Annotated in this window: 23 protein-coding genes; 12 read left to right on the forward strand and 11 right to left on the reverse strand. The window is 54.2% G+C overall.

The window, feature by feature from the left end; translation table 11 throughout:
- Nucleotides 1-81: 81 nt before the first annotated feature.
- Genes GOX61_RS00095 through GOX61_RS00110 form a run of 4 tightly spaced genes read left to right on the forward strand, consistent with a single transcriptional unit; the run spans nucleotide 82 to nucleotide 4,327 of the window.
- A complete protein-coding gene (locus tag GOX61_RS00095) occupies nucleotides 82-1,692 on the forward strand; it encodes a L,D-transpeptidase family protein (protein ID WP_170330358.1) in 1,611 nt (536 codons plus the stop codon).
- Between the two features lie 35 nt (nucleotides 1,693-1,727).
- Complete coding sequence (gene lpxD, locus GOX61_RS00100; protein WP_170330360.1) at nucleotides 1,728-2,819, forward strand: UDP-3-O-(3-hydroxymyristoyl)glucosamine N-acyltransferase; 1,092 nt, start codon at nucleotides 1,728-1,730, stop codon at nucleotides 2,817-2,819.
- Between the two features lie 32 nt (nucleotides 2,820-2,851).
- On the forward strand, nucleotides 2,852-3,109 hold the full coding sequence (locus GOX61_RS00105) for an acyl carrier protein (protein ID WP_155143143.1): 258 nt from the start codon (nucleotides 2,852-2,854) through the stop codon (nucleotides 3,107-3,109).
- A gap of 9 nt (nucleotides 3,110-3,118) precedes the next feature.
- Nucleotides 3,119-4,327 carry a beta-ketoacyl-[acyl-carrier-protein] synthase family protein gene (locus tag GOX61_RS00110; RefSeq protein WP_170330362.1) on the forward strand — a complete coding sequence of 403 codons (1,209 nt, stop codon included), beginning with the start codon at nucleotides 3,119-3,121 and terminating at the stop codon, nucleotides 4,325-4,327.
- 52 nt (nucleotides 4,328-4,379) lie between these two features.
- Here GOX61_RS00110 and GOX61_RS00115 read toward each other — a convergent pair whose 3' ends face one another.
- Complete coding sequence (locus tag GOX61_RS00115; RefSeq protein ID WP_170330364.1) at nucleotides 4,380-4,988, reverse strand: invasion associated locus B family protein; 609 nt, start codon at nucleotides 4,986-4,988, stop codon at nucleotides 4,380-4,382.
- 462 nt (nucleotides 4,989-5,450) lie between these two features.
- Between GOX61_RS00115 and GOX61_RS00120 the strand changes: the two genes are divergently transcribed.
- Nucleotides 5,451-6,998, forward strand: a complete 1,548-nt coding sequence (locus GOX61_RS00120; protein WP_170330366.1) for a helicase HerA-like domain-containing protein — start codon at nucleotides 5,451-5,453, stop codon at nucleotides 6,996-6,998.
- A 492-nt stretch (nucleotides 6,999-7,490) separates the two neighbouring features.
- On the opposite strand, the gene GOX61_RS00125 is transcribed toward GOX61_RS00120, so the two are convergent.
- The 4 genes from GOX61_RS00125 to GOX61_RS00140 form a co-directional block, all read right to left on the reverse strand.
- Nucleotides 7,491-8,804, reverse strand: coding sequence for a branched-chain amino acid ABC transporter permease (locus GOX61_RS00125; RefSeq protein ID WP_155143148.1), 1,314 nt, complete (start codon nucleotides 8,802-8,804; stop codon nucleotides 7,491-7,493).
- A complete protein-coding gene (locus GOX61_RS00130; protein WP_155143149.1) occupies nucleotides 8,801-9,811 on the reverse strand; it encodes a branched-chain amino acid ABC transporter permease in 1,011 nt (336 codons plus the stop codon). The genes GOX61_RS00125 and GOX61_RS00130 overlap by 4 nt, the downstream gene beginning before the upstream one ends.
- Nucleotides 9,812-10,039: 228 nt before the next feature.
- Nucleotides 10,040-10,420: a hypothetical protein gene (locus GOX61_RS00135; protein WP_170330368.1), complete on the reverse strand. Its 381-nt coding sequence runs from the start codon at nucleotides 10,418-10,420 to the stop codon at nucleotides 10,040-10,042.
- 164 nt (nucleotides 10,421-10,584) lie between these two features.
- A complete protein-coding gene (locus GOX61_RS00140; protein ID WP_155143151.1) occupies nucleotides 10,585-10,908 on the reverse strand; it encodes a hypothetical protein in 324 nt (107 codons plus the stop codon).
- Between the two features lie 556 nt (nucleotides 10,909-11,464).
- Between GOX61_RS00140 and GOX61_RS00145 the strand changes: the two genes are divergently transcribed.
- Nucleotides 11,465-11,818, forward strand: coding sequence for a hypothetical protein (locus GOX61_RS00145; RefSeq protein ID WP_155143152.1), 354 nt, complete (start codon nucleotides 11,465-11,467; stop codon nucleotides 11,816-11,818).
- Between the two features lie 240 nt (nucleotides 11,819-12,058).
- Here the strand turns inward: GOX61_RS00145 and GOX61_RS00150 are convergent, their stop codons facing one another.
- From GOX61_RS00150 to GOX61_RS00165, 4 genes are all read right to left on the reverse strand, one after another.
- The gene (locus GOX61_RS00150) at nucleotides 12,059-12,511 is read right to left on the reverse strand and encodes a hypothetical protein (protein WP_170330370.1); all 453 of its coding nucleotides are present in this window, start codon (nucleotides 12,509-12,511) and stop codon (nucleotides 12,059-12,061) included.
- 5 nt (nucleotides 12,512-12,516) lie between these two features.
- Complete coding sequence (locus GOX61_RS00155) at nucleotides 12,517-13,347, reverse strand: ABC transporter ATP-binding protein (RefSeq protein WP_155143153.1); 831 nt, start codon at nucleotides 13,345-13,347, stop codon at nucleotides 12,517-12,519.
- Nucleotides 13,344-14,132, reverse strand: coding sequence for an ABC transporter ATP-binding protein (locus GOX61_RS00160; RefSeq protein WP_155143154.1), 789 nt, complete (start codon nucleotides 14,130-14,132; stop codon nucleotides 13,344-13,346). Before GOX61_RS00160 ends, GOX61_RS00155 begins: the two co-directional genes overlap by 4 nt.
- A gap of 132 nt (nucleotides 14,133-14,264) precedes the next feature.
- Entirely contained in the window at nucleotides 14,265-15,446 is a 1,182-nt protein-coding gene (locus tag GOX61_RS00165) for an ABC transporter substrate-binding protein (RefSeq protein WP_155143155.1), read from the reverse strand.
- 165 nt (nucleotides 15,447-15,611) lie between these two features.
- Between GOX61_RS00165 and GOX61_RS00170 the strand changes: the two genes are divergently transcribed.
- Nucleotides 15,612-16,706, forward strand: coding sequence for a PQQ-dependent sugar dehydrogenase (locus tag GOX61_RS00170; protein WP_170330372.1), 1,095 nt, complete (start codon nucleotides 15,612-15,614; stop codon nucleotides 16,704-16,706).
- 12 nt (nucleotides 16,707-16,718) lie between these two features.
- Here the strand turns inward: GOX61_RS00170 and GOX61_RS00175 are convergent, their stop codons facing one another.
- A complete protein-coding gene (locus GOX61_RS00175; RefSeq protein WP_155143157.1) occupies nucleotides 16,719-17,723 on the reverse strand; it encodes a GlxA family transcriptional regulator in 1,005 nt (334 codons plus the stop codon).
- Between the two features lie 168 nt (nucleotides 17,724-17,891).
- On the opposite strand from GOX61_RS00175, the gene GOX61_RS00180 reads away from it, so the two are divergent.
- Entirely contained in the window at nucleotides 17,892-19,262 is a 1,371-nt protein-coding gene (locus GOX61_RS00180; protein ID WP_170330374.1) for a class II 3-deoxy-7-phosphoheptulonate synthase, read from the forward strand.
- Nucleotides 19,263-19,316: 54 nt separating this feature from the next.
- Here GOX61_RS00180 and GOX61_RS00185 read toward each other — a convergent pair whose 3' ends face one another.
- Nucleotides 19,317-19,991: a PAS domain-containing protein gene (locus GOX61_RS00185; RefSeq protein ID WP_170330376.1), complete on the reverse strand. Its 675-nt coding sequence runs from the start codon at nucleotides 19,989-19,991 to the stop codon at nucleotides 19,317-19,319.
- Nucleotides 19,992-20,235: 244 nt separating this feature from the next.
- Here GOX61_RS00185 and GOX61_RS00190 point away from each other — a divergent pair, with 244 nt between their 5' ends.
- Genes GOX61_RS00190 through GOX61_RS00205 form a run of 4 tightly spaced genes read left to right on the forward strand, consistent with a single transcriptional unit; the run spans nucleotide 20,236 to nucleotide 23,379 of the window.
- A complete protein-coding gene (locus tag GOX61_RS00190) occupies nucleotides 20,236-21,126 on the forward strand; it encodes a YicC/YloC family endoribonuclease (RefSeq protein WP_170330377.1) in 891 nt (296 codons plus the stop codon).
- A gap of 18 nt (nucleotides 21,127-21,144) precedes the next feature.
- A complete protein-coding gene (gene gmk, locus GOX61_RS00195; protein WP_170330379.1) occupies nucleotides 21,145-21,786 on the forward strand; it encodes a guanylate kinase in 642 nt (213 codons plus the stop codon).
- Complete coding sequence (locus GOX61_RS00200) at nucleotides 21,783-22,307, forward strand: gamma carbonic anhydrase family protein (protein ID WP_170330381.1); 525 nt, start codon at nucleotides 21,783-21,785, stop codon at nucleotides 22,305-22,307. Before gmk ends, GOX61_RS00200 begins: the two co-directional genes overlap by 4 nt.
- A gap of 25 nt (nucleotides 22,308-22,332) precedes the next feature.
- Nucleotides 22,333-23,379: a sensor histidine kinase gene (locus tag GOX61_RS00205; RefSeq protein WP_170330384.1), complete on the forward strand. Its 1,047-nt coding sequence runs from the start codon at nucleotides 22,333-22,335 to the stop codon at nucleotides 23,377-23,379.
- Nucleotides 23,380-23,507: the final 128 nt, after the last annotated feature.

A 23,507-nucleotide genomic window follows, 5' to 3' on the forward strand; every position in this document is an offset into this window, starting at 1 on the left:
TGGACAAAGGGCAGGTACCGAAATCATATTTGTTCGGCGAGCAGCGCAATCTACAAGTTATTGAAAATTCAAGGCCATCCCATGCAGTCTGTCTTTCGGACAAGTACCAGTCTTCTTCTTGCCGCCTGTTTTGCGGTTTCAGCGTCCTTTACATCGGCAGCAACCGATGAAGGGCAAAGTACAGCTTTCCAGATGTCAGTTGCCGAGAGCACTTCGGCAGGGTCTGGTCTTGCTGAGTTCTATCGCAACAATGGCTTTGAACCAGTTTGGGTTGGCGATACGCCGGAACATGCAGCCAGACGTGCGGCTCTGATCAGAGCTCTGTCAAACGTGGAAATGCACGGTTTGCCAGCGTCCAGATATGATGTTCAGTCGCTGATCTCGAAAATGCAGGATGCCAAATCGGTCAGGGATCTTGGCCAGATAGAGGCTGAGCTCAGCCGTGTTTTTCTGAATTACGCGCGTGACGTGCAGTCGGGTGCGTTGCGCCCCTCACAAGTTGATCCCGGCCTTGTTCGAACCGTCAATCGGCTGCCGGCCGAGGAACATCTGAACGCGGTCTTGGCTTCTAAAGATGGTGCCTACATTCAGCAGCTGGCGCCTCAGACCGGGCAATATCGCGCGCTTATGAAGCAGAAAATGGCGCTTGAAGCTCTGATCGCGAAAGGCGGTTGGGGATCGACAGTTCCGGTTGATAAGCTGGAGTTGGGCGACAGTGGGCCGAATGTAATTAAGCTTCGCAACAGATTGGTTTCATTGGGGTATATGAAGCCGACTGCCAGCCCGACTTTCGATAAAACGCTTCTGTCCGCAGTGAAGGATTTTCAGCGAGATCATGGCCTGGAGCCTGATGGTGTTGCTGGTCAGGGCACGATAACCGAACTTAACCGTCCGGCCTCGGATCGTTTGAAAGCCGTACTCGTTGCGCTAGAGCGGGAGCGTTGGCTGCCGCGTGAACGGGGCGAACGCCATATCCTTGTAAATCAGGCGGATTTTTCGGCTAAGATCGTAGATGACGGTCGCGTCACGTTCGAAACGCGCGCGGTTATCGGAAAAAACACTCATGATCGTCGTAGCCCGGAATTCTCGGATGAGATGGAGCATATGGTGATTAACCCGAGTTGGTACGTGCCACGCTCGATCATCACCAAAGAATATCTGCCAAAATTGCGCGCCAATCCGAATGCGGTAGGTCATATCGAGATCACCGATCGCCGGGGGCGTCAGGTAAACCGAGGGGCGGTGGATTTCACCCAATTCACGGCTAAGAACTTTCCGTTCGCCATGCGACAGCCTCCAAGCAAGAGCAATGCACTTGGTTTGGTGAAGTTCATGTTCCCGAACAAGCACAATATCTATCTGCACGATACGCCGCAAAAGAGCTTGTTTGCGCGTGAAGTGCGTGCATTCTCGCACGGATGTATTCGTTTGGCGCAGCCATTCGAATTTGCGTATGCTTTGCTGGCGCGTCAGGAAGAAGATCCCAAAGCGTTTTTCCACCGCATCCTGAGCTCGGGTAAAGAAACCAAGGTGAACCTGGATAAACCGGTTCCGGTGCACTTGATTTACCGGACAGCCTATATCGGCCCCAAAGGTGAGGTGCAGTATCGCCGCGATGTCTATGATCGGGATCGAAAAATTTGGGAAGCGCTGCAAAAAGCAGGGGTGGTCCTGCCTGACGTTCAGGGGTAATCACGCAGGCAAGTCCTGATATAAGGAAGCCTGCCATGCAGTTTACCATTCAACAAATTGCTGACGCGCTCGGTGTCCCGGCCGAGGGTAACACTGATCTGACAATCCTGCGTGCTGCGGAACCGGCTGAGGCGGGGGCCACGGACCTGGCAATGGCAATGTCGCCCAAATACGCCGAGGCACTTTCGTCCGGTACTGCTCGCGCAGCAGTGTTATGGGAAGGTGCAGACTGGAAGGCTCTTGGGTTGGAGGCAGCGTTGTTTGTGCCACGTCCGCGGATGGCAATGGCCGGGATTACAGCCATGCTGGACCGGGGGCAGGGCGTAGAACCGGGCATTCACCCTTCGGCAGTGATCGATCCAACTGCTGACATCGGTGACGACGTTGCAATCGGCCCTCTGAGTGTGGTTGGCGCGCGCGCCCAAATTGGCGCGGGATCAGTGGTCGGCGCCCATTGCGTTATAGGGATGGATGCGAAGCTGGGCTCCAACGCGGTCCTGCGCGAAATGGTCAGCATCGGCGCACGGGCTCAGATTGGCGACCGTTTCATTGCGCAACCCGGCGCACGGATTGGCGGTGACGGGTTTAGCTTTGTTACGCCCGAAGTGTCTGACGTCGAAAATGTCCGCAAGACCATGGGCGACAAAGGAGACGCCAAGGCTCAGAACTGGCTGCGCATCCATTCGCTCGGCGCGGTCGAAATCGGTGATGATGTCGAGGTCGGCGCGAACTGCACCATCGACAACGGAACTATCCGCAATACGAGCATTGGTAGCGGATCGAAACTGGATAACCTTGTCCACGTGGGCCACAATACCCGGGTTGGGCAAGATTGCTTGTTGTGCGGCCAGACAGGCGTTTCAGGTTCAGTTGAAATCGGAAACAATGTTGTTCTGGGCGGTCAAACCGGGGTCGTGGATAATATTTTCATTGGCAATGGAGTGATCTCTGGCGGTGGAACCAAGATCCTGTCCAATGTACCTGCCGGGCGCGTAATCATGGGCTATCCGGGCATAAAAATGGAAAGCCACACAGACATCTATAAGGCTCAGCGCCGGCTGCCGCGTATGGCACGTGACGTCGAGGCGTTGAAAAAGGCTGTTTTCAAACAGCCTCCAAGCGATTAAATCATCCTCAAAGCGATAATTAGGGGATCACTATGAGCATCAGCGACCGCGTCATCGCGATCATTGCAGAGCAGGCAGTGCTGGAGCCATCCGATGTCACGCCTGAAAGCACGCTTGAGGATCTGGGCATCGACAGTCTTGGATTGGTCGAGAGCATTTTCGCCATTGAAGAAGAATTTGACATAACGATCCCCTTCAACGCGAATGAACCAACAGCCAGCGATTTCGATATTTCGAATGTCGCTGCCATCATCGCCGGGATTGAAAAGCTGGTTGCGGAAAAGGTCTGACAAGCGATCATGAAACGCGTTGTCATTACAGGTGCCGGCACAATCAACTCGTTGGGCCATTCAGTTCCGGATACGCTTGAAGCCATGAGAGAAGGCCGGTGCGGCATATCGGAACTGGAATTCCGGGATGTCGAAAGGCTGGCAATCAAGATCGGCGGTCAGGTCCGCGGGTTCGAAGCTGAAGGCCGTTTTAACCGTCAGCAAATGACATTGTATGATCGGTTCACTCAATTCACACTGACGGCCGCAAAAGAGGCCATCGAACAATCAGGTATCGAGTTTCATGGCGAACTTGCTGCACGGTCCGGGGTCGTCTTGGGTACTGCCGGCGGTGGAGTGTCTACATGGGACGATAACTATCGCTCTGTCTATGAAGATGGCAAAAACCGCGTTCATCCCTTTGTCGTCCCTAAGTTGATGAACAACGCTGCTGCCAGCCACGTTTCGATGGAGCACAACCTCAAAGGTCCAAGCTTTACAGTTTCCACAGCCTGTGCATCTTCCAATCACGCGATGGCATTGGCCTTTCAGATGGTCCGCAGCGGTGCTGCGCCAGCGATGTTGACTGGCGGTTCGGAATCTATGCTCTGCTTTGGGGGCGTAAAGGCTTGGGAAGGCTTGCGCGTTATGTCCAAGGACGCCTGCCGCCCATTCAGCGCTAACCGCAATGGTATGGTTCAGGGCGAAGGTGCAGGTGTGTTCGTGTTCGAGGAGTACGAGCACGCACGGGCTCGGGGTGCTGAGATTTTGTGTGAGGTCGTTGGATATGCGATGTCTTCCGATGCCGCAGATATCGTGATGCCCAGCAAACAAGGCGCATCACGCGCGATGTCCGGGGCACTGGCTGATGCCAAGCTGAATGCCAGCGATGTTTGTTACATCAATGCGCACGGAACCGGTACAGCGGCAAATGACAAAACCGAATGCGCTGCGGTTGCAGATGTGTTTGGTCCTCATGCCGATGAATTGATGATTTCTTCGACCAAATCGATGCATGGTCACCTTATTGGTGGTACGGGTGCAGTGGAATTGCTGGCCTGTATTATGGCACTCAAAGACGGCGTTATTGCCCCGACGATCGGCTATGAAGAACCTGATCCGGAATGCGCTTTGGATGTTGTCCCGAATGAGGCGCGTGATGCGAAGATCGATGTTGCTTTGAGCAACGCGTTTGCGTTCGGTGGCCTGAATGCGGTTCTCGCGCTGAAGCGGGTCTAACAAAAAAAGCCGCCGAGATAACCGGCGGCTTTTTCGTAGGTTTGTTTTCGTCTTAATTCAGATTAACGGACAGTCCGTCAAATGCTGACGTGAAACCGCTGAGGGACATTTCCATGTCCAGTATCTGATCCGGGAAACGGGCCGGAACCAGCGACAGAACGGCTTTTGTGCCCGCCTTCATTGCGTCCACATCACCTTGCGTCAGACCCAGCTGCGCTACGCAGCCGACCGGCACACAGTGGTGATAGTTATAGAGCTTGCGCGGAGCTCCATCGATTGACAGAGCCAGTTGGGCCTGCAGGAGAGTTTCGAGCGGAACAATCACGTTTGCCCAAGCGACAGCGGCACCGCCCTCGGGCAATTTTCCAACGGTAATCTCAGCAATGGGTTCACCCTGTTGGCCACTAAGTACCTGGACCATCGCACAAGGGTCTTCACCGTTTTCAGCCTTCAGACACGAAATTTCCCAATCGCCCGATTTTTCCTTAACGTACTGCTCGCCAATGCGGGGACCGGTTTCGCCCAGATCCAGGTCAGTACCCGCTTCGGCTTGCGGCGCATCTGCCGGTGTTTCCGCGTCCTGCGTGGTTTCCTGAGCAATGGCTACACCGCACCAAAGAGCGGCCGCCACCATGTTAAGTGGGAGAAGTTTCTTGATCATGAATGCCTCATTGTGCTGATCCAGCTTTTCCACTCGTCTAACATCTGAAACTTCAGGTGTCAGGCGCAAACCTGTCATTGTTTTGCGAATTGAACGAAATTCTGCCGAATACGCACAAAGACCGCTGTTTTCGGTCTTGTGCAGGCCAATGAAAAAGGGAGCCGGTGAGGCGGCTCCCCTTAGAATAGTTCTCCCCGTCGGACTGGCCGACTTAGTTATGCGCAGACGTTACGAAAGGGGAAGCCAGCGGTCAACAGCTATCCTGAAAATTTAATCATTCTACGCATTTGAATATTTTACATAAAGGCCACGAAAAAAGCCGTGCCCGCAGGCACGGCCAGTCGACAGGGAGGAAGTCTGCCCTCGACGGCTTGAGCCGCATTGAAGGCAAATTGACTATCGCAGCCAAAGGTTAAGTTTGTATGCTGGTCAAAGAGCGATGAAGTTTAGGATAGTAAATCCATGAGCGAGAACATATTTGTTGGCGGTGCAGGGCCGGACTACGGGCAAGCACAAGGGCTGACTTTGAAGTATGCAAACCGTCACGGTTTGATTGCGGGTGCAACGGGCACAGGCAAAACCGTAACGTTGCAAATCTTGGCCGAAGGTTTCTCGCAAGCTGGTGTTCCTGTGTTTCTGGCCGATGTCAAAGGGGATCTGTCTGGCCTTGCACGATCCGGCAGCGACCAACACAAGTTACATAAAGCTTTTATGGAGCGTGCTGAACGAATTGGGTTTACGGATTTTTCCTATTCTGCTTGTCCGGTGACATTCTGGGATCTGTTTGGTGAGCAAGGACATCCGGTCCGCACGACAGTAACCGAGATGGGCCCATTGCTGTTTTCCCGTTTGCTGGAACTGTCCGAAGCCCAGGAAGGGATTCTGAACATTGCATTTCGGGTTGCCGATGAAGAGGGAATGCCATTGCTGGATCTCAAAGATCTTCAGGCATTGCTGGTTTGGATCGGTGAAAATCGGGCACAACTTTCCCTGAGATACGGTAACGTATCGACAGCTTCGATTGGGGCGATACAACGGCGTTTGCTGGTACTGGAAAACCAGGGTGGGAACCGTTTGTTCGGTGAGCCAGCCTTGGCCTTGTCCGATCTCATGCGAAAGGATGAAAACGGGCACGGGATGGTGAACATCCTGGCTTCGGATAAGTTGATGGGGGCACCGCGCCTCTATGCGACTTTCCTTCTTTGGTTGCTGAGCGAGCTGTTCGAAGAACTTCCCGAAGTTGGTGATCCCGACAAACCAAAACTGGTCTTCTTTTTTGACGAAGCACACTTGCTATTTGAGGATGCTCCGAAGGTTCTGGTCGACAAGGTTGAACAGGTGGCGCGCCTGATCCGGTCAAAGGGGGTTGGGGTTTATTTCATTACCCAGAACCCGGCCGACATCCCCGAGGATATACTCGGTCAATTGGGTAACCGGGTTCAGCATGCGTTACGCGCCTTTACCGCGCGGGATCGCAAGAACCTACGGCTTGCGGCCGAAACCTATCGCGAGAATCCGGCCTTCGATACCGAGACTGCTATCCGGGAAGTTGGGGTCGGAGAAGCCGTGACGTCCATGCTTGAGAAAAAAGGTATTCCGGGCATGGTTGAACGCACCCTTATTCGCCCTCCTGGGTCCCAGCTTGGGCCAATCACTGCAGCGGAACGTCAAGCTGTTCTCGATGCGTCTCCAATGGCGGGAAAGTATGACAAGCTGCTGGATCGGAAATCGGCGTTTGAGATTTTGCAGGCTAGAGCGAACCAGGCTGCGCAAGAGGCAGAGGTCGCGGAAGCTGACGAAGTAGTTGAACGGCAAAGTCCGATGGAACGGGAGTATTCGTCGGCTCGCCGATACACCGGTGGACGTGTTGGCCGATCAACATCAAGGGCGGTGCGCAAGAAAGACACTTTTGCCAGTGCAATGAGTGAAGCGGTGATAAAGGAACTCAAAGGCACCACAGGCCGCCGGATTGTGCGTGGCATTTTGGGCGGTTTGTTCAGAAACCGATAGAATTGGCGTTAAGCCCCGCTGAAACGAAACTGCGGGGCTTTTATCGCTTAGCGTTTGAGCCGCCTTTGGCCTTCTTGCCGACAGTAGTTATCCGCTTGAGTAACAGACATCTTAGTAGCAGGGTAATCGATTGCACGATCCCAAGTTACACGATCCAGACGATAGAGCTGGCAGGTGACGACACCTTGGGGTGTCTGAACTTGGACTGGAGTCGTTTCAAGGTCTTCCGGGCTGGGGATGCAGCCGGCCAAGGCTGCCAGAACGGGCAAAAGAGTGACGGATGTGGTGAATGGTTTTTTCATGAGTGTCTGTGTTCTTTTATGATGACCAGAGCTGATTGTTACGAAACGTCGATGATACTGAGTGAATTGGTTCGTTACATTGGAACGAACACGTTTACCGACGATGAACCCGTGTATAAAGTTCTTTGTTTAGAATCAAGAAGCCGCGCCGAATTGCGACGCGGCTTTTAGTTTGTGGAGGTTTCCGGAACTATTTCTCCGGAATAAGGCCCCTTGGACTAAATCTGAGAACAACCAGCAATATCAGGCCCATGGTGAACAGGCGCATGTGGGCCGCGCTTTCGATCAGATGTGTCTTGAGTGCACTTCCGTCCGGCATTCCGGCTGTGATCAGGTTCATCAACCACAGCCCGATTGGTTCGACCTGAACCCAGAGGAACCAGATCAGGAATGCCCCCAGAACAGCGCCGAAATTGTTGCCGGAGCCGCCGACAATAACCATGACCCAGACCAGGAACGTAAAGCGCAATGGCTGGTATGCGCTTGGTGTCAGCTGCCCATCCAACGTGGTCATCATGGCACCCGCAATTCCACAAATGGCCGACCCCAGTACGAAAATCTGCAAGTGGCGACGGGTCACATCCTTGCCCATGGCTTCGGCGGCAACCTCGTTGTCTCGGATTGCGCGCATCATACGGCCCCAAGGGCTTTTCAACGCCATTTGAGCCATCCAGAGCAGAATGAGCAGGACAGCCAGGAACAACACCGAATATCCCAGTTTGACCGAGAGTGTGGAGGCTGTAACCGGATCCAGACCGAACCACGCTGCACGCTCAATGAAGCCCGGATCTTTTTGCAGCTCGATCTCATAGCCAACGACCGGGGATGGACGCGGGATGCCGTAGACATTCTTAACGCCCCGCGCCAACCAATCCTCGTTCTTCATGATGGCAATGATGATTTCGGCGATACCCAGTGTAGCGATTGCAAGATAGTCCGAACGTAGCCCCAGCGCCGTTTTGCCGATCAACCATGCGGCACCAGCAGCCAGCAATCCACCTGCAGGCCATGCCAGCAGAACCGGCAAGTTCAGTCCGCCAATGTTGCCTTCCACCGCGGGATTGATTGCTTCGACTGCAGCAGCATTCGGGTCAAAAATTGCACGGTAAACAAAGAAACCAACGATCAGAATACCTATGATCGACAGAGTCCGAACACGTCCGCTGGGCAGTTTTTGCGCCACAAGAACAGCAGCTACAACCGTTGCGGCACCTAGCAGCAGCGCAAGGATGATTCCATAGCCGCCGGCAGACCATGCACCGGGGGTCGGTGGGGTGGAAACAAGAACCACACCAAGTCCGCCAAGGGCTACAAAGCCCATGACGCCGACGTTGAACAGGCCCGCAAAACCCCACTGAAGGTTAACGCCTATGGCCATGATGGCCGAGATCAGCCCCATGTTCAGGATCAGGATCGCGGTGTTCCAGCTTTGGGAAAAACCGGTCACAAGAATAAGCGCACCGACCACTACGAATAACAGAGTGTTTTTGGTCATCTCACTCATACCGCTTTCCCCTTGAACAGCCCCGTGGGCTTAAACAGAAGCACGATCAGCAGGATGACGAAGCTGACGGCAAATTTATAGTCCGTGGACAAGAACTGAACCAAGCCTGACGGTGCCAAACTTTCGGGTGCAATGTAGGTGAGGACTTTCTTCCACGCATAGGTGATCGTGACTTCCGAGAAAGCGATGATGAAACCTCCGGCGATGGCACCCAACGGATTACCCAGACCGCCGACAATAGCCGAAGCAAAGATTGGAAGCAGAAGCTGGAAGTACACAAACGGCTTAAAGCTTTTGTCCAGCCCATACAGCACACCGGCGGTTGTCGCCAACGCTGCCACGATGATCCAGGTGATCATCACGACGCGTTCCGGGTTGATGCCCGAAAGCAGCGCCAGATCTTCGTTGTCGGAATAGGCACGCATGGATTTCCCGGTGCGTGTTTTGTTCAGGAACCAGAACAGCAAGGCGACCGAGACAACGGCGACGACGACGGTGATGCCCTGTGAGGTCTTGATCGCAAGTCCCTCGTTCAGGCCAGTCATCTTCTTGAAATCACGTGCGGAAATCAGAAAACGCGCACCATCCGAAAAGCGCTGATCGTCGGGTCCGATGATAAAGCGAACAAGGCCGTTCATGATGAACATGACACCCATCGAGACAATGACCAATATGACTGGTTTGGCTTTCTGTTCACGATAGAAACGATAAACCAGTCTGTCTGTGATCAGGACAAGAATAATGCATCCAAGTATCGCGAATGGCAGGGCCAGCAATGCAGTGGGCAACGGGCCAAAGCTGACACCGGCGGCTTGCAGCCCCCAAGTGACAAGCACGGCAATCATGGCGCCGAACGCCATCGTGTCACCATGAGCAAAGTTGGAAAATCGCAGAATGCCGTAGATCAGAGTGACCCCCAGCGCCCCTAGGGCAAGCTGGGATCCGTAGGCGATTGCCGGCACCAGCACAAAGTTAGCAAGCGCGACAAGCGCGTTCAGTATGTCCATGTGACCTTCTCATTTTCTCGGGTGCGGCTTTATGGCATGCAGGCCGCCCGATACACAACAATCAGGTAGCGAATAACGCTGTTAAATCGGCAATTTTCTCATGTTTTTTTCTGTCCCCCGCATCGTCAGGTTGAAAACTCGCATATCGATGCAGGGCCTGAAAATACAAAGGCCGAACAGAGTTCATATCCGTTCGGCCCAATCGTCGAAGTGATGAATATAAACAGACTACTTGTTGGTTACTGCGCAGCTTCCGCGTTCGTCATGCATCTGGCCACCTGACGTATGCACTGAGACCTTTCCGGTTTCGTCATTGACGGTATAGCCAACACTTCCGCCAGCAGAAATCGAGAGGAATTCGTGGGTTCCCAGACCGGGGAACACCAGTACTTCGACAACCTTACCTTGCTTAGTCACGGTGCCCTTGGAATTCCCTTCGACCCGGTCCAGCGTGACTGGAATAACGGGATCGAGGGACGAGCACTTTCCCGCCTTGCAGATCTCGGTCAGCTGACATTCATAGACGAACCGACCTTTGGGAACATCCAGCGTCACGGACTGAGCGGCGACAGGAATAAATACGGCTGCAAGGGCGGCCAGGTGTTTCATTTTGCTTCTCCTGAAGTGGTCGCTTGTGGCATAGGCTGCTGCGACGTGGCACCAAAGAATCGTGAGTTTTTGACTCACGATTTTCGGCACCGGGGTAGGCGAGTAGGATCACAAAATCAAACGTTGAATCGCGTGCATCGAATTCAATTACTGGATGAGCTGTATTATACCTCTTCACACGATCCGTGGTCGGTCCCGGCGTGAGGTCCTTTGACGGACAGGTCGTAGGTCATGTCAGAGAAATGCACGACAAAGGTCATCACATCACTTTCTTCGATATGCACGAAAGTCATGTTGCCAACACCTTTGAAGACCATTGCATCGCCCTCGATGTCCTTTGTCTCGATGCTGCCCTTGTCTCCTTCAGGAGCACGGTTCAGGCGGACTTCGCTGCCGTCACGATCTGATACACAGACAAAGTGACGTTCCTCTGCAGCTGCACCGGTCGCAAGAACAGCGGCAACAGCAGCCATGATCCAGGTTTTCATGTTGAGATTTCCTTAGTTTTATTGGTCTTGTTTCGCTTTGGCAGCATGTTCAAATTACATGTTTAGCCCGGATATATTTTGTATCCGGACGATGCGGAACTAGTCAGGCATTGTGACGCCAATACAGCCTAACGGTGTCCAACTTCGGTTCCTGCGAAAATCTGCTTGTTCTTTTTTCCAGTTGGTCAAATCAACCAAATCAATGGTTTAGAATGTATGTTTGACCTCGGAAACGTTGATCGCTGGTGTGGCGCCACATTGGAGACACAAAATCGGTCATAAACACGTTGGTTTGTTTGCTTTTAGGTGATTCAGCGCTGTCGCTAAAGCCAACCCGTCACCAAGCTGAGTCTGTCTGACCTGTGAACTCCCCAGGCGCTTGCGCGACAATTCTCACTTACTCTCAACTAGGCGTGAGGCAAGACCGATAAGTCTTTGCGAAGGCAGTATTCTATCTACCTATGTTCGTGGCGCAGGGCATGTCCCGCCCCAGACAGGAACAAAGGGTCCCGGTCGATCACTCATCCGAACCGGACCCCAGAAGGAAAGTAGAACTATGAAAAATACCATCTTGTTGCTCGCCGGTCTTGCCATGCCCACGATAGCTTTCGCCGCAACAAACGATCCGCTGAACGGAGCGGACTTCGTTGTGAACTGTGTGTCAGACAGCAATGGTGGTGCGGTGACGCTGGCACGGTCTGGGGCGACCGACAAAGGATTCATCGTAACTGATGACATCAAGGGCGAGGCGACAATTATTGCAGGTCTGAATTCACTGACCTTCCTGCATATCATGGACAAGGATGTCGTGACCTTTGTCGTGGATTTTGACAACCTCAACTACGACATGTCGATCAAAGGTCCGCACGCTGCGCAGGACTTTGGCTCTTGTGGTGATCCGATTGGGTGATTGAGGTTTGAGTTCGTTTTGTGACAGGGCTTAGCGGTACAAGCCCTGTTCTAATATACTTAGGCTGTCCGTAAGAGTAACTGAATTGTCAGTAGCGTCCTTTTGTTCAGACAAGCCAAAGTAGGCTCGGGTAAAAGAAGAGTAATTGCTCAAAGGCGTACGGTGGAGATTGGCCTTCTTACCCTATTGCGGGAACAAGGACGAAATTCGAGAGCGCCAAAAGGGCATTTAGGAAGTCCATTAATAGTCTTCTCCGCAATGGCCGTGAAGCACAGAGATATCGACCAGCGAACCTCTAGTTTGGGTTGTGATCGTTACGTCGGTTGGTTGCCCCTTGTGTAGCTGGACCTGTATGAAGGCTATTTCTTCATCATTAGTTCGGCTTGCAACTAGGTCGCCATCTATCGAAAGCTCTGAGTCTATCTCAAACCCGGATATTGGAATTTTGGAGTCTTTGTCTGGTCCGACGGCAAAAGTGTTCAGCTGGTTACCGATAGAAGAAAGCTCCATAGTAAAGCTGCCTTCAAGACACTCGACGGCATCACAGTCGTTTGAGATGCAGTGTGCACGAACTTCACACATTTTCATACGGCAATAGCTCTGAGGAGTGATTTCGGCATAGGCCATGTCAGCCAAGCCAAACCCTGCGGCAGTCAAAATTGCACTGTGTTTTAGTCTCTGAAGAGTAAACACCTTACTCACCCCCCCAAGAAACTCTTTCGAACCTCCGGATCAGCCAGCAGTTCTTTGCCCGTGCCAGTATAGGCATTCCGCCCCTGAACCAGCACATATCCCTTATCCGCGATTTCCAGCGCTTGGCGAGCATTTTGTTCAACCATCAGGATTGGCAGGCCAGTGCGGGACACCTCAATGATCCGGTCAAACAGTTCATCCATCACGATGGGCGAGACACCGGCGGTCGGTTCGTCCAACATCAGCACTTTGGGCTGGGTCATCAGCGCACGGCCGACGGCGACCTGCTGGCGCTGGCCGCCCGACAGTTCTCCGGCGGCCTGATTGCGCTTGTCTCGCAGGATGGGGAAGAGGTCATAGACCTGCTCCATCGTCTGGCTGATATCATCGCGACGGATGAAAGCGCCCATCTCGAGGTTTTCCTCGACCGTCATAGACGTAAAGATGTTTTGCGTTTGCGGAACGAACCCCATGCCTTTGATCACGCGGTCCTGAGGGCTGAGATTGGTGATGTCCTCGCCATCCAGACGTACCGAACCTGCGCGAACGTCCAGCATCCCAAAGACAGCCTTCATTGCGGTCGATTTGCCAGCGCCGTTCGGGCCCACGATCACCGCAATCTCACCTTTGTCCACGGCGATGGTGCAATCATGCAGAATGTCGGGGCCTTTGCCATAGCCACCCGTCATCGTGTCACCAATCAGGAAGGGGCCGCCGCCAACATAGTGTGTTTCACCGCTTACGCGATGTGCGGGTGTCATTGTGCCGACGCCCTGGGTGTTGGTGATCGAGGCGTCCTTGTTCCCGTGATCGTCCTGATAGGGATTATCGCTCATGCCTCGGCCTCCAGCTTATCTTTGTTCTTAAGGCCGGTGCCCAGATAGGCTTCGATCACGTGCTCATTCGCCTTGATTTCGTCCAGAGTGCCTTCGGCCAGCACTTTGCCTTCAGCCATACAGATGACCGGGTCACAGATCTTGCCGATGAAATCCATGTCGTGTTCGATGACGACGAAGGTATAGCCACGTTCCTTGTTCAGACGCAGGATCGTGTCGGCGATTGTCATCAGCAGGGTGCGGTTCACGCCCGCGCCAACTTCGTCCAGAAATACGATCTTGGCGTCAACCATCATGGTGCGGCCCAACTCAAGCAGTTTTTTCTGACCGCCCGAGACCTGACCCGCTTTGTGGTCGGCCAGATGTTCGATTGTCAGGAATTCCAGCACCTCGTCTGCTTTGGCCTTCAGCGCACGCTCTTCATCAGCGATGCGTTTGCGGCCGAACCAAGTGTTCCAGAGCGATTCACCCGATTGGGCGCCAGGGACCATCATCAGGTTCTCGCGGCAGCTCATCGATGAAAACTCGTGCGCGATCTGGAACGTACGCAGCAGACCTTTATGAAACAGATCATGCGGGGGCAGGCCGGTGATATCTTCGCCATCCATGAACACCTTGCCGCTGGTGGGTGGAAGCACCCCGGCGATGACATTGAACAGAGTGGTTTTTCCGGCCCCGTTGGGCCCGATGAGCCCGGTGATCGAACCCTTTTCGATTTCCAGCGATGCACCATCCACCGCGTGAAAACCGCCGAAATGCTTATGCACGTCCTCGACGACGATCATGTGTTCCCCTGGCCACTTGTGCGGCGCTTTGCTGAATTGCCCCATCCCCCCGAAAGAGGTGCGGTCTTTTGTCATTGAAACAGCCCGGACACAAGGCCCGGGCTGCTTGGTATTATGAAGAAAACGGTCGGATCAACGGAAGTTGACGGTCTTGTTCTCGCCGTCAGTGACTTCGATCTCACGATAAGAACCCGCGCTTTCACCGGGGCCGATCAGCTCAACGCCCGATGCGCCGACATAGTCGATGTCCTGACCTGCGGCCAGAAGCTCCAGACCTTTCGCCAATTCACCCGGATAGATCTTTTCACCCGGAGCGTTGGCGACGTCCATGATCTTGGCACCGTACTCAGCTGGGCTGGTCGAACCTGCGGCCTGCATGGCCAGCATGAACAGAGCGGCTGCGTCGTAAGACTCAGGCGAGTAAGGTGAAGAACCGTCGAAACCTGCGGCTTCGGCCATTGCGAAGTACTTTTCAGCACCTTCGCCACCCGAACCTGCGATCTGACCAAACGAACCATCGAGGTCCGGACCAACGTTTGCAGGCAGCGAGTCACCGATCATGCCACCCGGCAGACCGAATGTGTCAAACGCGCCGCTGTCCAGCGACGACTGGATGATGCCCAGACCACCCTGATCCAGATAACCCGCGACGACCAGAATATCGCCACCGGCCGATGCCAAGGCACCAACTTCGGCCGAATAGTCAGCTTTGCCATCTTCGTGCGCGGCTGTGATGGTTACTTCACCACCGGCTGCCTCGAACGAGCTTTTGATCGCGTCGGCCAGACCCTTGCCGTAGTCGTTGTTGGTGTAGGTCAGGGCGATCGAGTTGATGCCGCGATCTTTCAGAATGTCAGCCATAACCTGACCTTCACGCGCATCCGACGGTGCGGTGCGGAAGAACAGGCCGTTGTCTTCCATTGTCGACAGACCAGGTGACGTTGCCGATGGCGAGATCATGACCATGCCGTTCGGAATCGCAACGTTCTGCAGGATCGCACCAGTTACGCCCGAGCAGTCACCACCGATGATGCCAGCAACGCCGTCAGCGATCATGCGTTCACCGTTCGACGTTGCCAGACCGTTGTCGATGCAGCCGGTGTCAGCACGCGAAGCGGTTACGGTCGTGCCATCCAGCAGTTTGCCGGATTCGGTAACTTCAGCCATCGCCAGCTCGGCGCCTGAACCCATTGCCGGGGCCAGCGATTCAATCGGACCGGTAAAGCCAAACAGCACGCCCAGTTTGACGTCTTCAGCCATCGCGGTGCCGGCCAGAAGAGCGGTTGCTGCAGTTGCAGTAAGCAGCTTTTTCATATGGTTACTCCCTAATTGGAACGTATTCGTTCTGCGCACGACCCTAGGCAAGCTGTCCGGAAAAGAAAAGTCCTAACGAAAAAGTGCTTTTGTGGGCCATAACTCTATTTGTTTTGATGGGTTTGCCCGATGATGGCGGCGAACATCCGGTATTGGAGAGCAACGATGATCAGAGTTTGCGCGATTCTAGTTCTGCTGGTGATATCCGGAGGTATCAGGGCTGATGTGCTTCAAACTTCAGCCGGTTCTGTTCGAGTAACAGAAATGCTGGGTGGCTTGGATACGCCATGGGCCATAGGCATTCTGCCGGACGAGAGCTTTCTGGTGACCGAACGTGATGGTGAATTACTATTTGTGAAGGATGGTAAGTCTCAGCGAGTGTCAGGTGTGCCGAAAGTTGCGGCATCTGGGCAGGGCGGATTGCTGGATGTCACGATCGCTCGGGATTTTTCGAATAGTCGGGAGATCTTCCTGACCTATTCCAAGCGTCAGAGTAGTGGTGCCGGGACTGCCGTTGCTGTGGCGCGATTGTCTGAAAATGGAAAGAGGCTTACCAACCTGCGCGTGATCTTCGAAGCAGTGCCAGGCGGGTCTGGTGGTCGTCATTTCGGTTCGCGCGTCGTGGAAGCAAATGACGGGTCGCTGTTCGTCACGCTGGGTGAACGCGGAGACCGACCAGCTGCGCAGGACAAATCAAATCATATGGGCACCGTCATCAGGATCAATCGGGACGGAACAATCCCGTCTGATAATCCTTTTGTTGGCGATCCTAACACGCGACCAGAAATTTGGTCATATGGGCACCGAAACCCACAGGGCGCGGGGCTTGATGCGCGGGGCATGTTGTGGGTCTCAGAACATGGCGCGCAGGGTGGGGATGAGGTCAATCTTGTGCAGCCCGGTCTCAACTATGGCTGGCCGGTCATTTCATATGGCAAACACTATTCTGGCCAAAAGATTGGTGAGGGCACATCCAAACCGGGGATGGAGCAACCCGAATTCTATTGGGATCCCTCCATCGCTCCATCAGGCTTGTTGGTGTATTCGGGCAAATTCTGGCCTCAGTGGAAAGGCGATCTTTTCGTGGGATCTCTGAAATTCGACTACATTTCCCGTCTTGCTGGCAGTCCTCTACGCGAAGTCGAGCAGATCAAAGGCGCTGAGACGGAACGCGTGCGCGATATCGTCGAAGCGCCTGATGGATCGATCTGGTTTATTTCTGTGGGGCAGGGTGCCGTTTACCGACTGACACCCGGATAGTTCGCGACAAAGTCAGACAGACAAGCGCCCGCCCTGAGTTCCACGCTCACGATACGGAGTCGTGTTGTAGTGCGCGCGGTAGCATTTTGAAAAATGCGACGGGCTTGCGAAGCCACAAGCCAATGCGACGTTGATAACGCTCATGTCGGTTTGCATCAGCAGGTTCCGGGCCTTGTGCAGGCGAAGTTCCATGTAATAGCGCTTGGGTGAGCGGCTGAGATAACGGCGGAAAAGACGTTCCAGCTGACGAGTGGACATGCCGACATCTTTGGCAAGAATCGAAGGCGAGATCGGCTCCTCGATGTTCTTCTCCATCATCAGGATAACCTGACTGAGTTTCGGATGGCGTACTCCAATCCGCGTCGGTGTTGACAGGCGTTGCGTGTCCTGATCGGTGCGGATCGACGAATAGATCATCTGATCCGCAACCGCGTTTGCCAAATCTTCGCCGTAGTCGTTGGCAATCAACTTGAGCATCAGGTCGATCGATGATGTTCCGCCCGCGGTGGTCATCCGGTTGCCATCAATCTGAAAGACCGATTTGGTCAGTTCGACGGTGTCAAATTCCTCTGAGAAACTATCGGAGTTTTCCCAGTGAATCGTCGCTTTCTTGCCCTCCAGCAGCCCGGCCTTTGCCAGAGTGTAGGCCGCCGTACAAAGACCACCTATTTTGATCCCCTTGCGGGCTTCTCGACGTAGCCAGTTCAGAATCTTCTTGGTCGTGGCTGCCTGCACATCAACCCCGCCGCAGACCAGGATGACATCATCGCGCTGAAGTTCGGACAGGTCAGTGTCGAGTTTGAAAGTGGTTCCGGCAGAACAATGAACGACGTCTCCGCCTTCTCCGGCCAAAGTCCATGTATAGATCGGGCGATCGGACATACGATTTGCAATGCGCAAGCTGTCCAAAGCTGACGCAAATGACAAAAGCGAAAACTTGTCCAGCAGGACAAAGACGAAATTAAGCGGCTTTGCCGCGCTGCTGTCCACAGTGACAACTTGGCGTTGCTCTTGCATGGCGAACTGTCCTTGATTCGGCGACCGCTGCTCTTTAGCTGCGACGGATTTGCCAGACAACATGCTCAAAGCTTGTTTGCCCAGTCAAGAGGCGCAAATGAGATATGGTCACTCTGTAATGCATTTTGTATAGAGGCACCCTGAAATACCTCAGCGGAGATCAAAGCTATGACCGAGTGGCAAAAATCGAACTGGCGCAACAAGCCCCGAGTTCAGATGCCCGATTATACCGACGCGGCCGCACTGGCCAAAGTCGAGGCTCAGCTTTCGCAGTATCCCCCGCTGGTCTTTGCTGGCGAAGCGCGGCGCCTGAAGCAACATCTGGGTGCCGCTGGTCGCGGCGAGGCCTTCCTGCTGCAGGGTGGGGATTGTGCTGAAAGCTTTGAACAGTTCAGCGCAGACGCAATCCGCGACACCTTTAAGGTGATGCTGCAGATGGCGATGGTTCTGACTTATGGCGCTAAGGTGCCTGTGGTCAAAGTCGGCCGTATGGCAGGGCAGTTCGCCAAGCCGCGCAGCGCACCGACCGAGGTCGTGGATGGTGTAGAGCTGCCCAGCTACCGTGGTGACATCATCAACGAACTGGCCTTTACACCCGAGGCGCGCATTCCGAACCCGGGTAAAATGTTGCAGGCCTACACGCAGGCTGCTGCAACACTGAACCTGCTGCGTGCATTCTCGACCGGTGGTTTCGCGGATATGAGCCGTGTGCATTCATGGACGCTTGGCTTTACCGATGAACAGGATGTTCAGAAGTATTCCGAGATCGCTGACCGGATCCAGGACACGATCGATTTCATGGGTGCGGCTGGCATCACGGCGGACACGACTCATGAGTTTTCGACCGTAGAATTCTACACCAGCCATGAAAGCCTTCTGCTGGAATACGAAGAAGCATTGACCCGTCTTGATTCGACCTCCGGCAACTGGCTGGCAGGTTCGGGCCATATGATCTGGATCGGTGACCGTACTCGTCAGCCAGATGGTGCTCATGTCGAGTTCTGCCGTGGTGTTCTGAACCCGATTGGCCTGAAATGTGGTCCGACAACCACCGCCGAAGACCTCAAGGTTCTGATGTCCAAACTGAACCCGGAGAACGAAGAGGGTCGTCTGACTCTGATCGCACGTTTTGGCGCTGGCAAAGCAGGTGAGCATCTGCCACGCCTGATCAAGGCCGTTAAGGAAGAGGGCGCGAAAGTTACCTGGGTCTGTGATCCGATGCATGGCAACACCATCAAGTCGGCCACGGGCTACAAGACGCGCCCCTTCGACTCAGTGTTACGCGAAGTGCGTGACTTCTTTGGTGTGCACCAGGCCGAGGGGACAATCCCAGGCGGCGTGCATTTCGAGATGACCGGTCTGGACGTGACTGAGTGCACCGGCGGTGTACGTGCTGTTACCGAAGAAGATCTGTCGGATCGTTACCACACTGCCTGCGATCCGCGCCTCAACGCGACACAGTCGCTCGAACTGGCCTTCCTAGTAGCAGAAGAGCTGACCAATCTGCGGCGGGATCGCAGCAAGCGCGCTGCAAGCTAAGTCGATTGACAATACTTTGAGACGGCGGGACATGTGCCCGCCGTTTTTTATTGATTAGTCATCCCGCGAAACAACAAGGCGAAGGTGGTTGGCAGGTCTGGCGAACTCAGCCTTTTCCTCCGCAAAGCCTGCCGGCTCTGTGGACCTAGGGTTTGCTGGAGTATGAAGATCTGCCACAGGTTTCGTCCGGATGTCTTCGATTGCGAAACGTCTTGGTGTCGCTCCGATCGCGCCATCGCCGATCATGACGCCCAATACCCGGCTCACATCCCCCAGATCGCTTTTCAACGGCAACAGTATCATACGGGCCTGCAGTCGCGTACGGCCAAGTTTTCCCGATGAATTCAGTCCCAATTCAGCGATAGCTGGGGACGCGAAAACCTGTTCCAGCGCGTCTTTGACTTCCGAGCGGGCGCTTGGTTCGAAAAATGCCGTCAGGGGCATGCCGCGTACCTCCATGCCAGCAAGCTGGTTCAGATGACTGCCTGCCAGCCGAAAGCGCGCGAGGCCGGGTGCTATCCTTTCCAGAATAAAGGTGTATTGCAGAATATTCTCCAGCCCGCGCGGGTCAATCTGCGAACGCATCGGCACGCCATCACCTGTCAGCAATGCCGTCCAATACGCTTCGGCCTGTCGGATGGGTGACAGGCTGCGACCACTGTCAAAGCGATCCATTGCAACGATCTTTCCAAATTTCGACCCGGAACCATTCCCGAAAAAGGTTTTCATTTTGCCACCCTCATGTCGATTGACCACCATTTTCATAAAATGCTCCGCATTGGGCGGAGAGGTAGCCAACCCGTCATCGTGACGGACAGATTGACACGGGTTTATTCAAAATTGGAGCAAATCTTTAATGAATGGTTAACTTCTGGTGATGAATTGCAGCGACAGTGAGTCTTGCCCTATCGCTCCGGATGGCATTAGGTGCGGCAAGCAAGCGGGTCGCAGGCAGAAAAAGGAAAGGGCAGTCATGATCAGATCCATGACCGGGTTCGCCTCGGGTAAAGGAGAGTTCGGACCTCACAGCTGGACCTGGGAACTGCGCAGTGTGAACGGCAAGGGGCTGGACATGCGGTTGCGTGTCCCTGAGTGGTTGACTGGGCTTGAGACAGCGTTGCGGGCGGAGATGTCGAAATCGCTGAGCCGGGGTAACGTGACTTTGTCCCTGCGGCTGAGCAGAGAAGAAACAGCGACAGAACTTAAACTCAACGAAGCAGCGATGACTGCAGCTTTAAGGGCGTTGGTGCAGACGCAAGTAATGGCTGAAGAACATAGCGTGGAACTGAGCCAACCCTCGGCGGCTGAACTGATTGCCATCAAAGGTATGTTGGACTCGGGCGGTGAACTGGATGACCCAGCACCGTTGGTGCAGGAGTTGAAGTCAGAGTTTGGTGGTTTGCTGGCAGCCTTTCTGGATATGCGTCAAACCGAAGGTGAGGCGTTGTCGACTGTTCTGAACGGACAACTGGATCTCATTTCCGAACTAACCAGCCAAGCCGCCGCGCTGGCCGAAAAACGCAAAGACCTGATGGCAGAAACGCTGCGCGACAACCTCGCGCGTGTACTGGAAAACGCGCAGGGCGTTGATCCGGATCGTATTGCACAGGAACTGGCCCTGATCGCGGTCAAGGCTGACATCACCGAAGAAATTGATCGTCTGGCGACGCATGTAACCGCGGCACGCGCTTTGCTGTCGCAAGAGGGGCCGGTTGGGCGAAAGCTGGATTTCCTGATGCAGGAGTTCAATCGAGAGGCCAACACCTTGTGTTCCAAATCTCAGAATGCCGAACTGACTGCGGTGGGGTTGGAACTCAAAGCGGTCATAGATCAGTTGCGCGAGCAAGTGCAGAACGTTGAATAAATACGGGAAAGACTAACGATGGCGGATCGCCGAGGCCTACTTATCATTCTGTCTTCACCCTCGGGCGCTGGGAAATCCACCCTGGCCAAAAGGTTGATGAAATGGGACCCTGAGCTTGAGTTCTCGGTTTCGGCCACCACCCGGGCTCCGCGTCCGGGAGAGGAACACGGTCGCGAGTACTATTTCCTGAGTGAGGATGAGTTCAAACAGCAGGTTGCTGACGGACAGATGCTGGAACACGCCCATGTGTTCGGCAATTTTTACGGCTCACCAGCCGGTCCCGTGCGCTCATCAATCACCAACGGCAGGGACGTATTGTTCGATGTCGATTGGCAAGGTGAGGTCCAAATCCGCAATTCGGAGCTTGGCAAACATGCTTTGTCGATCTTCATCCTGCCTCCATCGATCCGAGAGCTTCGCCGTCGGCTGGAAACGCGCGGACAAGACAGCGAAGATGTGATTTCAAAGCGCATGCTCAAAAGCTGGGATGAGATCAGTCACTGGGGCTACTACGACTACGTGCTTATCAATGATGATCTGGATGCTACCGAAGCCAAACTAAAAACCATCGTGAGTGCTGAGCGGATGCGCCGGATCCAACAGCCGGATCTGCAAAATCACGTTCGTGCACTGCAAAATGAGTTCGAGGCCCTGTCATGACTATTTATGCGCTTGGTGAGCATGCCCCTCAGATCCACGAAGATACTTGGGTCGCGCCAGATGCGAACCTTGTTGGCAAAGTCGTGATGGAGCAGGGGGCTTCGGTCTGGTTTGGCTGCACGATCCGCGCTGATCATGAGGAAATTCGTGTCGGGGAAGGCAGCAACGTTCAGGAAAACTGCGTTATGCATATCGATGCCGGGTTTCCGTTGACCATCGGTAAGAACTGCACCATTGGGCATAAGGTCATGCTGCATGGCTGCACGATTGGCGACAATACTCTGATCGGTATGGGCGCTATCGTACTGAACGGTGCAAAGATCGGTAAGAACTGCCTGATCGGGGCCGGGGCTCTGATAACAGAAGGTAAGGAAATCCCTGACAACTCCTTGGTCATGGGGTCGCCGGGTAAGGTCGTCAGGCAGCTTGATGAGGCCGCCGCCCAGCGCATTACGTTCAGTGCGCTGCACTATCAGGACAACATGCGCAAGTTTCGGGACACTCTCAAACCCGTCACATGAGCAAGCCATCTCAGAGGATTGATCCATGACCGGCGATCTGTTGAACGAAGTCGTCTCGGCCATTCCGATGCCTGCTCTGATGGTTGATCAGACTGAACGGATTATTGCGGCCAACACTGATTCAAGGACACTGCTGGGCCAGAATATCGTTGGCCGTCATTTTGCGACAATTCTTCGCCAACCTCAGGTAATCGACGCAATTGAGCAAAGCCTGCGCTCTAAAGGTACTGCTAAAGCGCGGCATCTGTCGAATGATGGTGCTCAGGACACAACGTTTGAGATTCAGTGCCGGTATATGAAAGGGGTTGGCGCCGTTGAAGGTGGTGTGGTGCTGGCGACGTTTCAGGACGTCACGCACCTTGAGCAGGCAAGCCAGATGCGGCGCGACTTTGTCGCAAATGTCAGCCATGAATTGCGTACCCCTCTGACCGCATTGATGGGCTTCATCGAAACTCTGCGTGGCCCTGCCCGAGAGGATGTAAACGCCCGTGATCGATTTCTTCAGATCATGAACGACGAAGCCAACCGAATGAACAGGCTGGTGGGTGATTTGCTGTCATTGAACCGTGTCGAAAGCGAAGAGCGGGTTCGACCGAAAGAGCAGCTGGAACTTACAGGTCTGCTGGAATCGACTCTCAATTCACTGCGCCCTCTGGCCGATGATGCCGGAGTGGTCTTGAAGTTGAACGCGCCGGATGCGCCGATTTCACTGGTTGGTGACAGCGATCAGCTGCGTCAGGTTTTTACCAATTTGATTGAGAATGCGATCAAGTATGGCGGTAGCGGCGGCAGTGTTGATGTGTTGGTGACCATTTCTGAACGCGATGCTGCAATGCGCGGACCTGCTGTTCGGGTCCAGATTGTGGACAAGGGACCGGGCATCGATGCGGTGCATCTGCCCAGATTGACCGAGCGATTCTACCGTGCCGACAGTCACAGATCCCGAGAACTGGGTGGGACCGGGCTTGGGCTGGCGATCGTGAAGCATATTGTGAATCGTCACCGCGGGCGACTTCGCGTGGAAAGCGATCTTGGTAAAGGTTCAGTCTTTACAGTGATTTTGCCGCGCTGAGGAACGGGTTTTGATCCGTTCGCCGATGACCTTACCCATCGTCAAGTTAAGAAAACCTAAGAAATTCGTGAGTTGTCATAAAACCGTTACGTATGTGTCACAAAAGGCTTACGCGCGGTACTTAGGGG

Source organism: Ruegeria arenilitoris (assembly GCF_013030265.1).
Taxonomy (GTDB): Bacteria; Pseudomonadota; Alphaproteobacteria; order Rhodobacterales; family Rhodobacteraceae; genus Ruegeria; species Ruegeria arenilitoris_E.

Coding starts and splice junctions, on each gene's coding strand:
- GOX61_RS00180 (WP_170330374.1), top strand. CDS start 17,892: ATGACCGAGTGGCAAAAATCGAACTGGCGCAACAAGCCCCGAGTTCAG.
- GOX61_RS00145 (WP_155143152.1), top strand. CDS start 11,465: ATGAAAAATACCATCTTGTTGCTCGCCGGTCTTGCCATGCCCACGATA.
- GOX61_RS00200 (WP_170330381.1), top strand. CDS start 21,783: ATGACTATTTATGCGCTTGGTGAGCATGCCCCTCAGATCCACGAAGAT.
- lpxD (WP_170330360.1), top strand. CDS start 1,728: ATGCAGTTTACCATTCAACAAATTGCTGACGCGCTCGGTGTCCCGGCC.
- GOX61_RS00110 (WP_170330362.1), top strand. CDS start 3,119: ATGAAACGCGTTGTCATTACAGGTGCCGGCACAATCAACTCGTTGGGC.
- GOX61_RS00205 (WP_170330384.1), top strand. CDS start 22,333: ATGACCGGCGATCTGTTGAACGAAGTCGTCTCGGCCATTCCGATGCCT.
- GOX61_RS00135 (WP_170330368.1), bottom strand. CDS start 10,420: ATGAAACACCTGGCCGCCCTTGCAGCCGTATTTATTCCTGTCGCCGCT.
- GOX61_RS00140 (WP_155143151.1), bottom strand. CDS start 10,908: ATGAAAACCTGGATCATGGCTGCTGTTGCCGCTGTTCTTGCGACCGGT.
- GOX61_RS00125 (WP_155143148.1), bottom strand. CDS start 8,804: ATGAGTGAGATGACCAAAAACACTCTGTTATTCGTAGTGGTCGGTGCG.
- gmk (WP_170330379.1), top strand. CDS start 21,145: ATGGCGGATCGCCGAGGCCTACTTATCATTCTGTCTTCACCCTCGGGC.
- GOX61_RS00115 (WP_170330364.1), bottom strand. CDS start 4,988: ATGATCAAGAAACTTCTCCCACTTAACATGGTGGCGGCCGCTCTTTGG.
- GOX61_RS00095 (WP_170330358.1), top strand. CDS start 82: ATGCAGTCTGTCTTTCGGACAAGTACCAGTCTTCTTCTTGCCGCCTGT.
- GOX61_RS00160 (WP_155143154.1), bottom strand. CDS start 14,132: ATGATCGTCGTCGAGGACGTGCATAAGCATTTCGGCGGTTTTCACGCG.
- GOX61_RS00155 (WP_155143153.1), bottom strand. CDS start 13,347: ATGAGCGATAATCCCTATCAGGACGATCACGGGAACAAGGACGCCTCG.
- GOX61_RS00190 (WP_170330377.1), top strand. CDS start 20,236: ATGATCAGATCCATGACCGGGTTCGCCTCGGGTAAAGGAGAGTTCGGA.
- GOX61_RS00120 (WP_170330366.1), top strand. CDS start 5,451: ATGAGCGAGAACATATTTGTTGGCGGTGCAGGGCCGGACTACGGGCAA.
- GOX61_RS00130 (WP_155143149.1), bottom strand. CDS start 9,811: ATGGACATACTGAACGCGCTTGTCGCGCTTGCTAACTTTGTGCTGGTG.
- GOX61_RS00175 (WP_155143157.1), bottom strand. CDS start 17,723: ATGCAAGAGCAACGCCAAGTTGTCACTGTGGACAGCAGCGCGGCAAAG.
- GOX61_RS00105 (WP_155143143.1), top strand. CDS start 2,852: ATGAGCATCAGCGACCGCGTCATCGCGATCATTGCAGAGCAGGCAGTG.
- GOX61_RS00165 (WP_155143155.1), bottom strand. CDS start 15,446: ATGAAAAAGCTGCTTACTGCAACTGCAGCAACCGCTCTTCTGGCCGGC.
- GOX61_RS00170 (WP_170330372.1), top strand. CDS start 15,612: ATGATCAGAGTTTGCGCGATTCTAGTTCTGCTGGTGATATCCGGAGGT.
- GOX61_RS00185 (WP_170330376.1), bottom strand. CDS start 19,991: ATGAAAACCTTTTTCGGGAATGGTTCCGGGTCGAAATTTGGAAAGATC.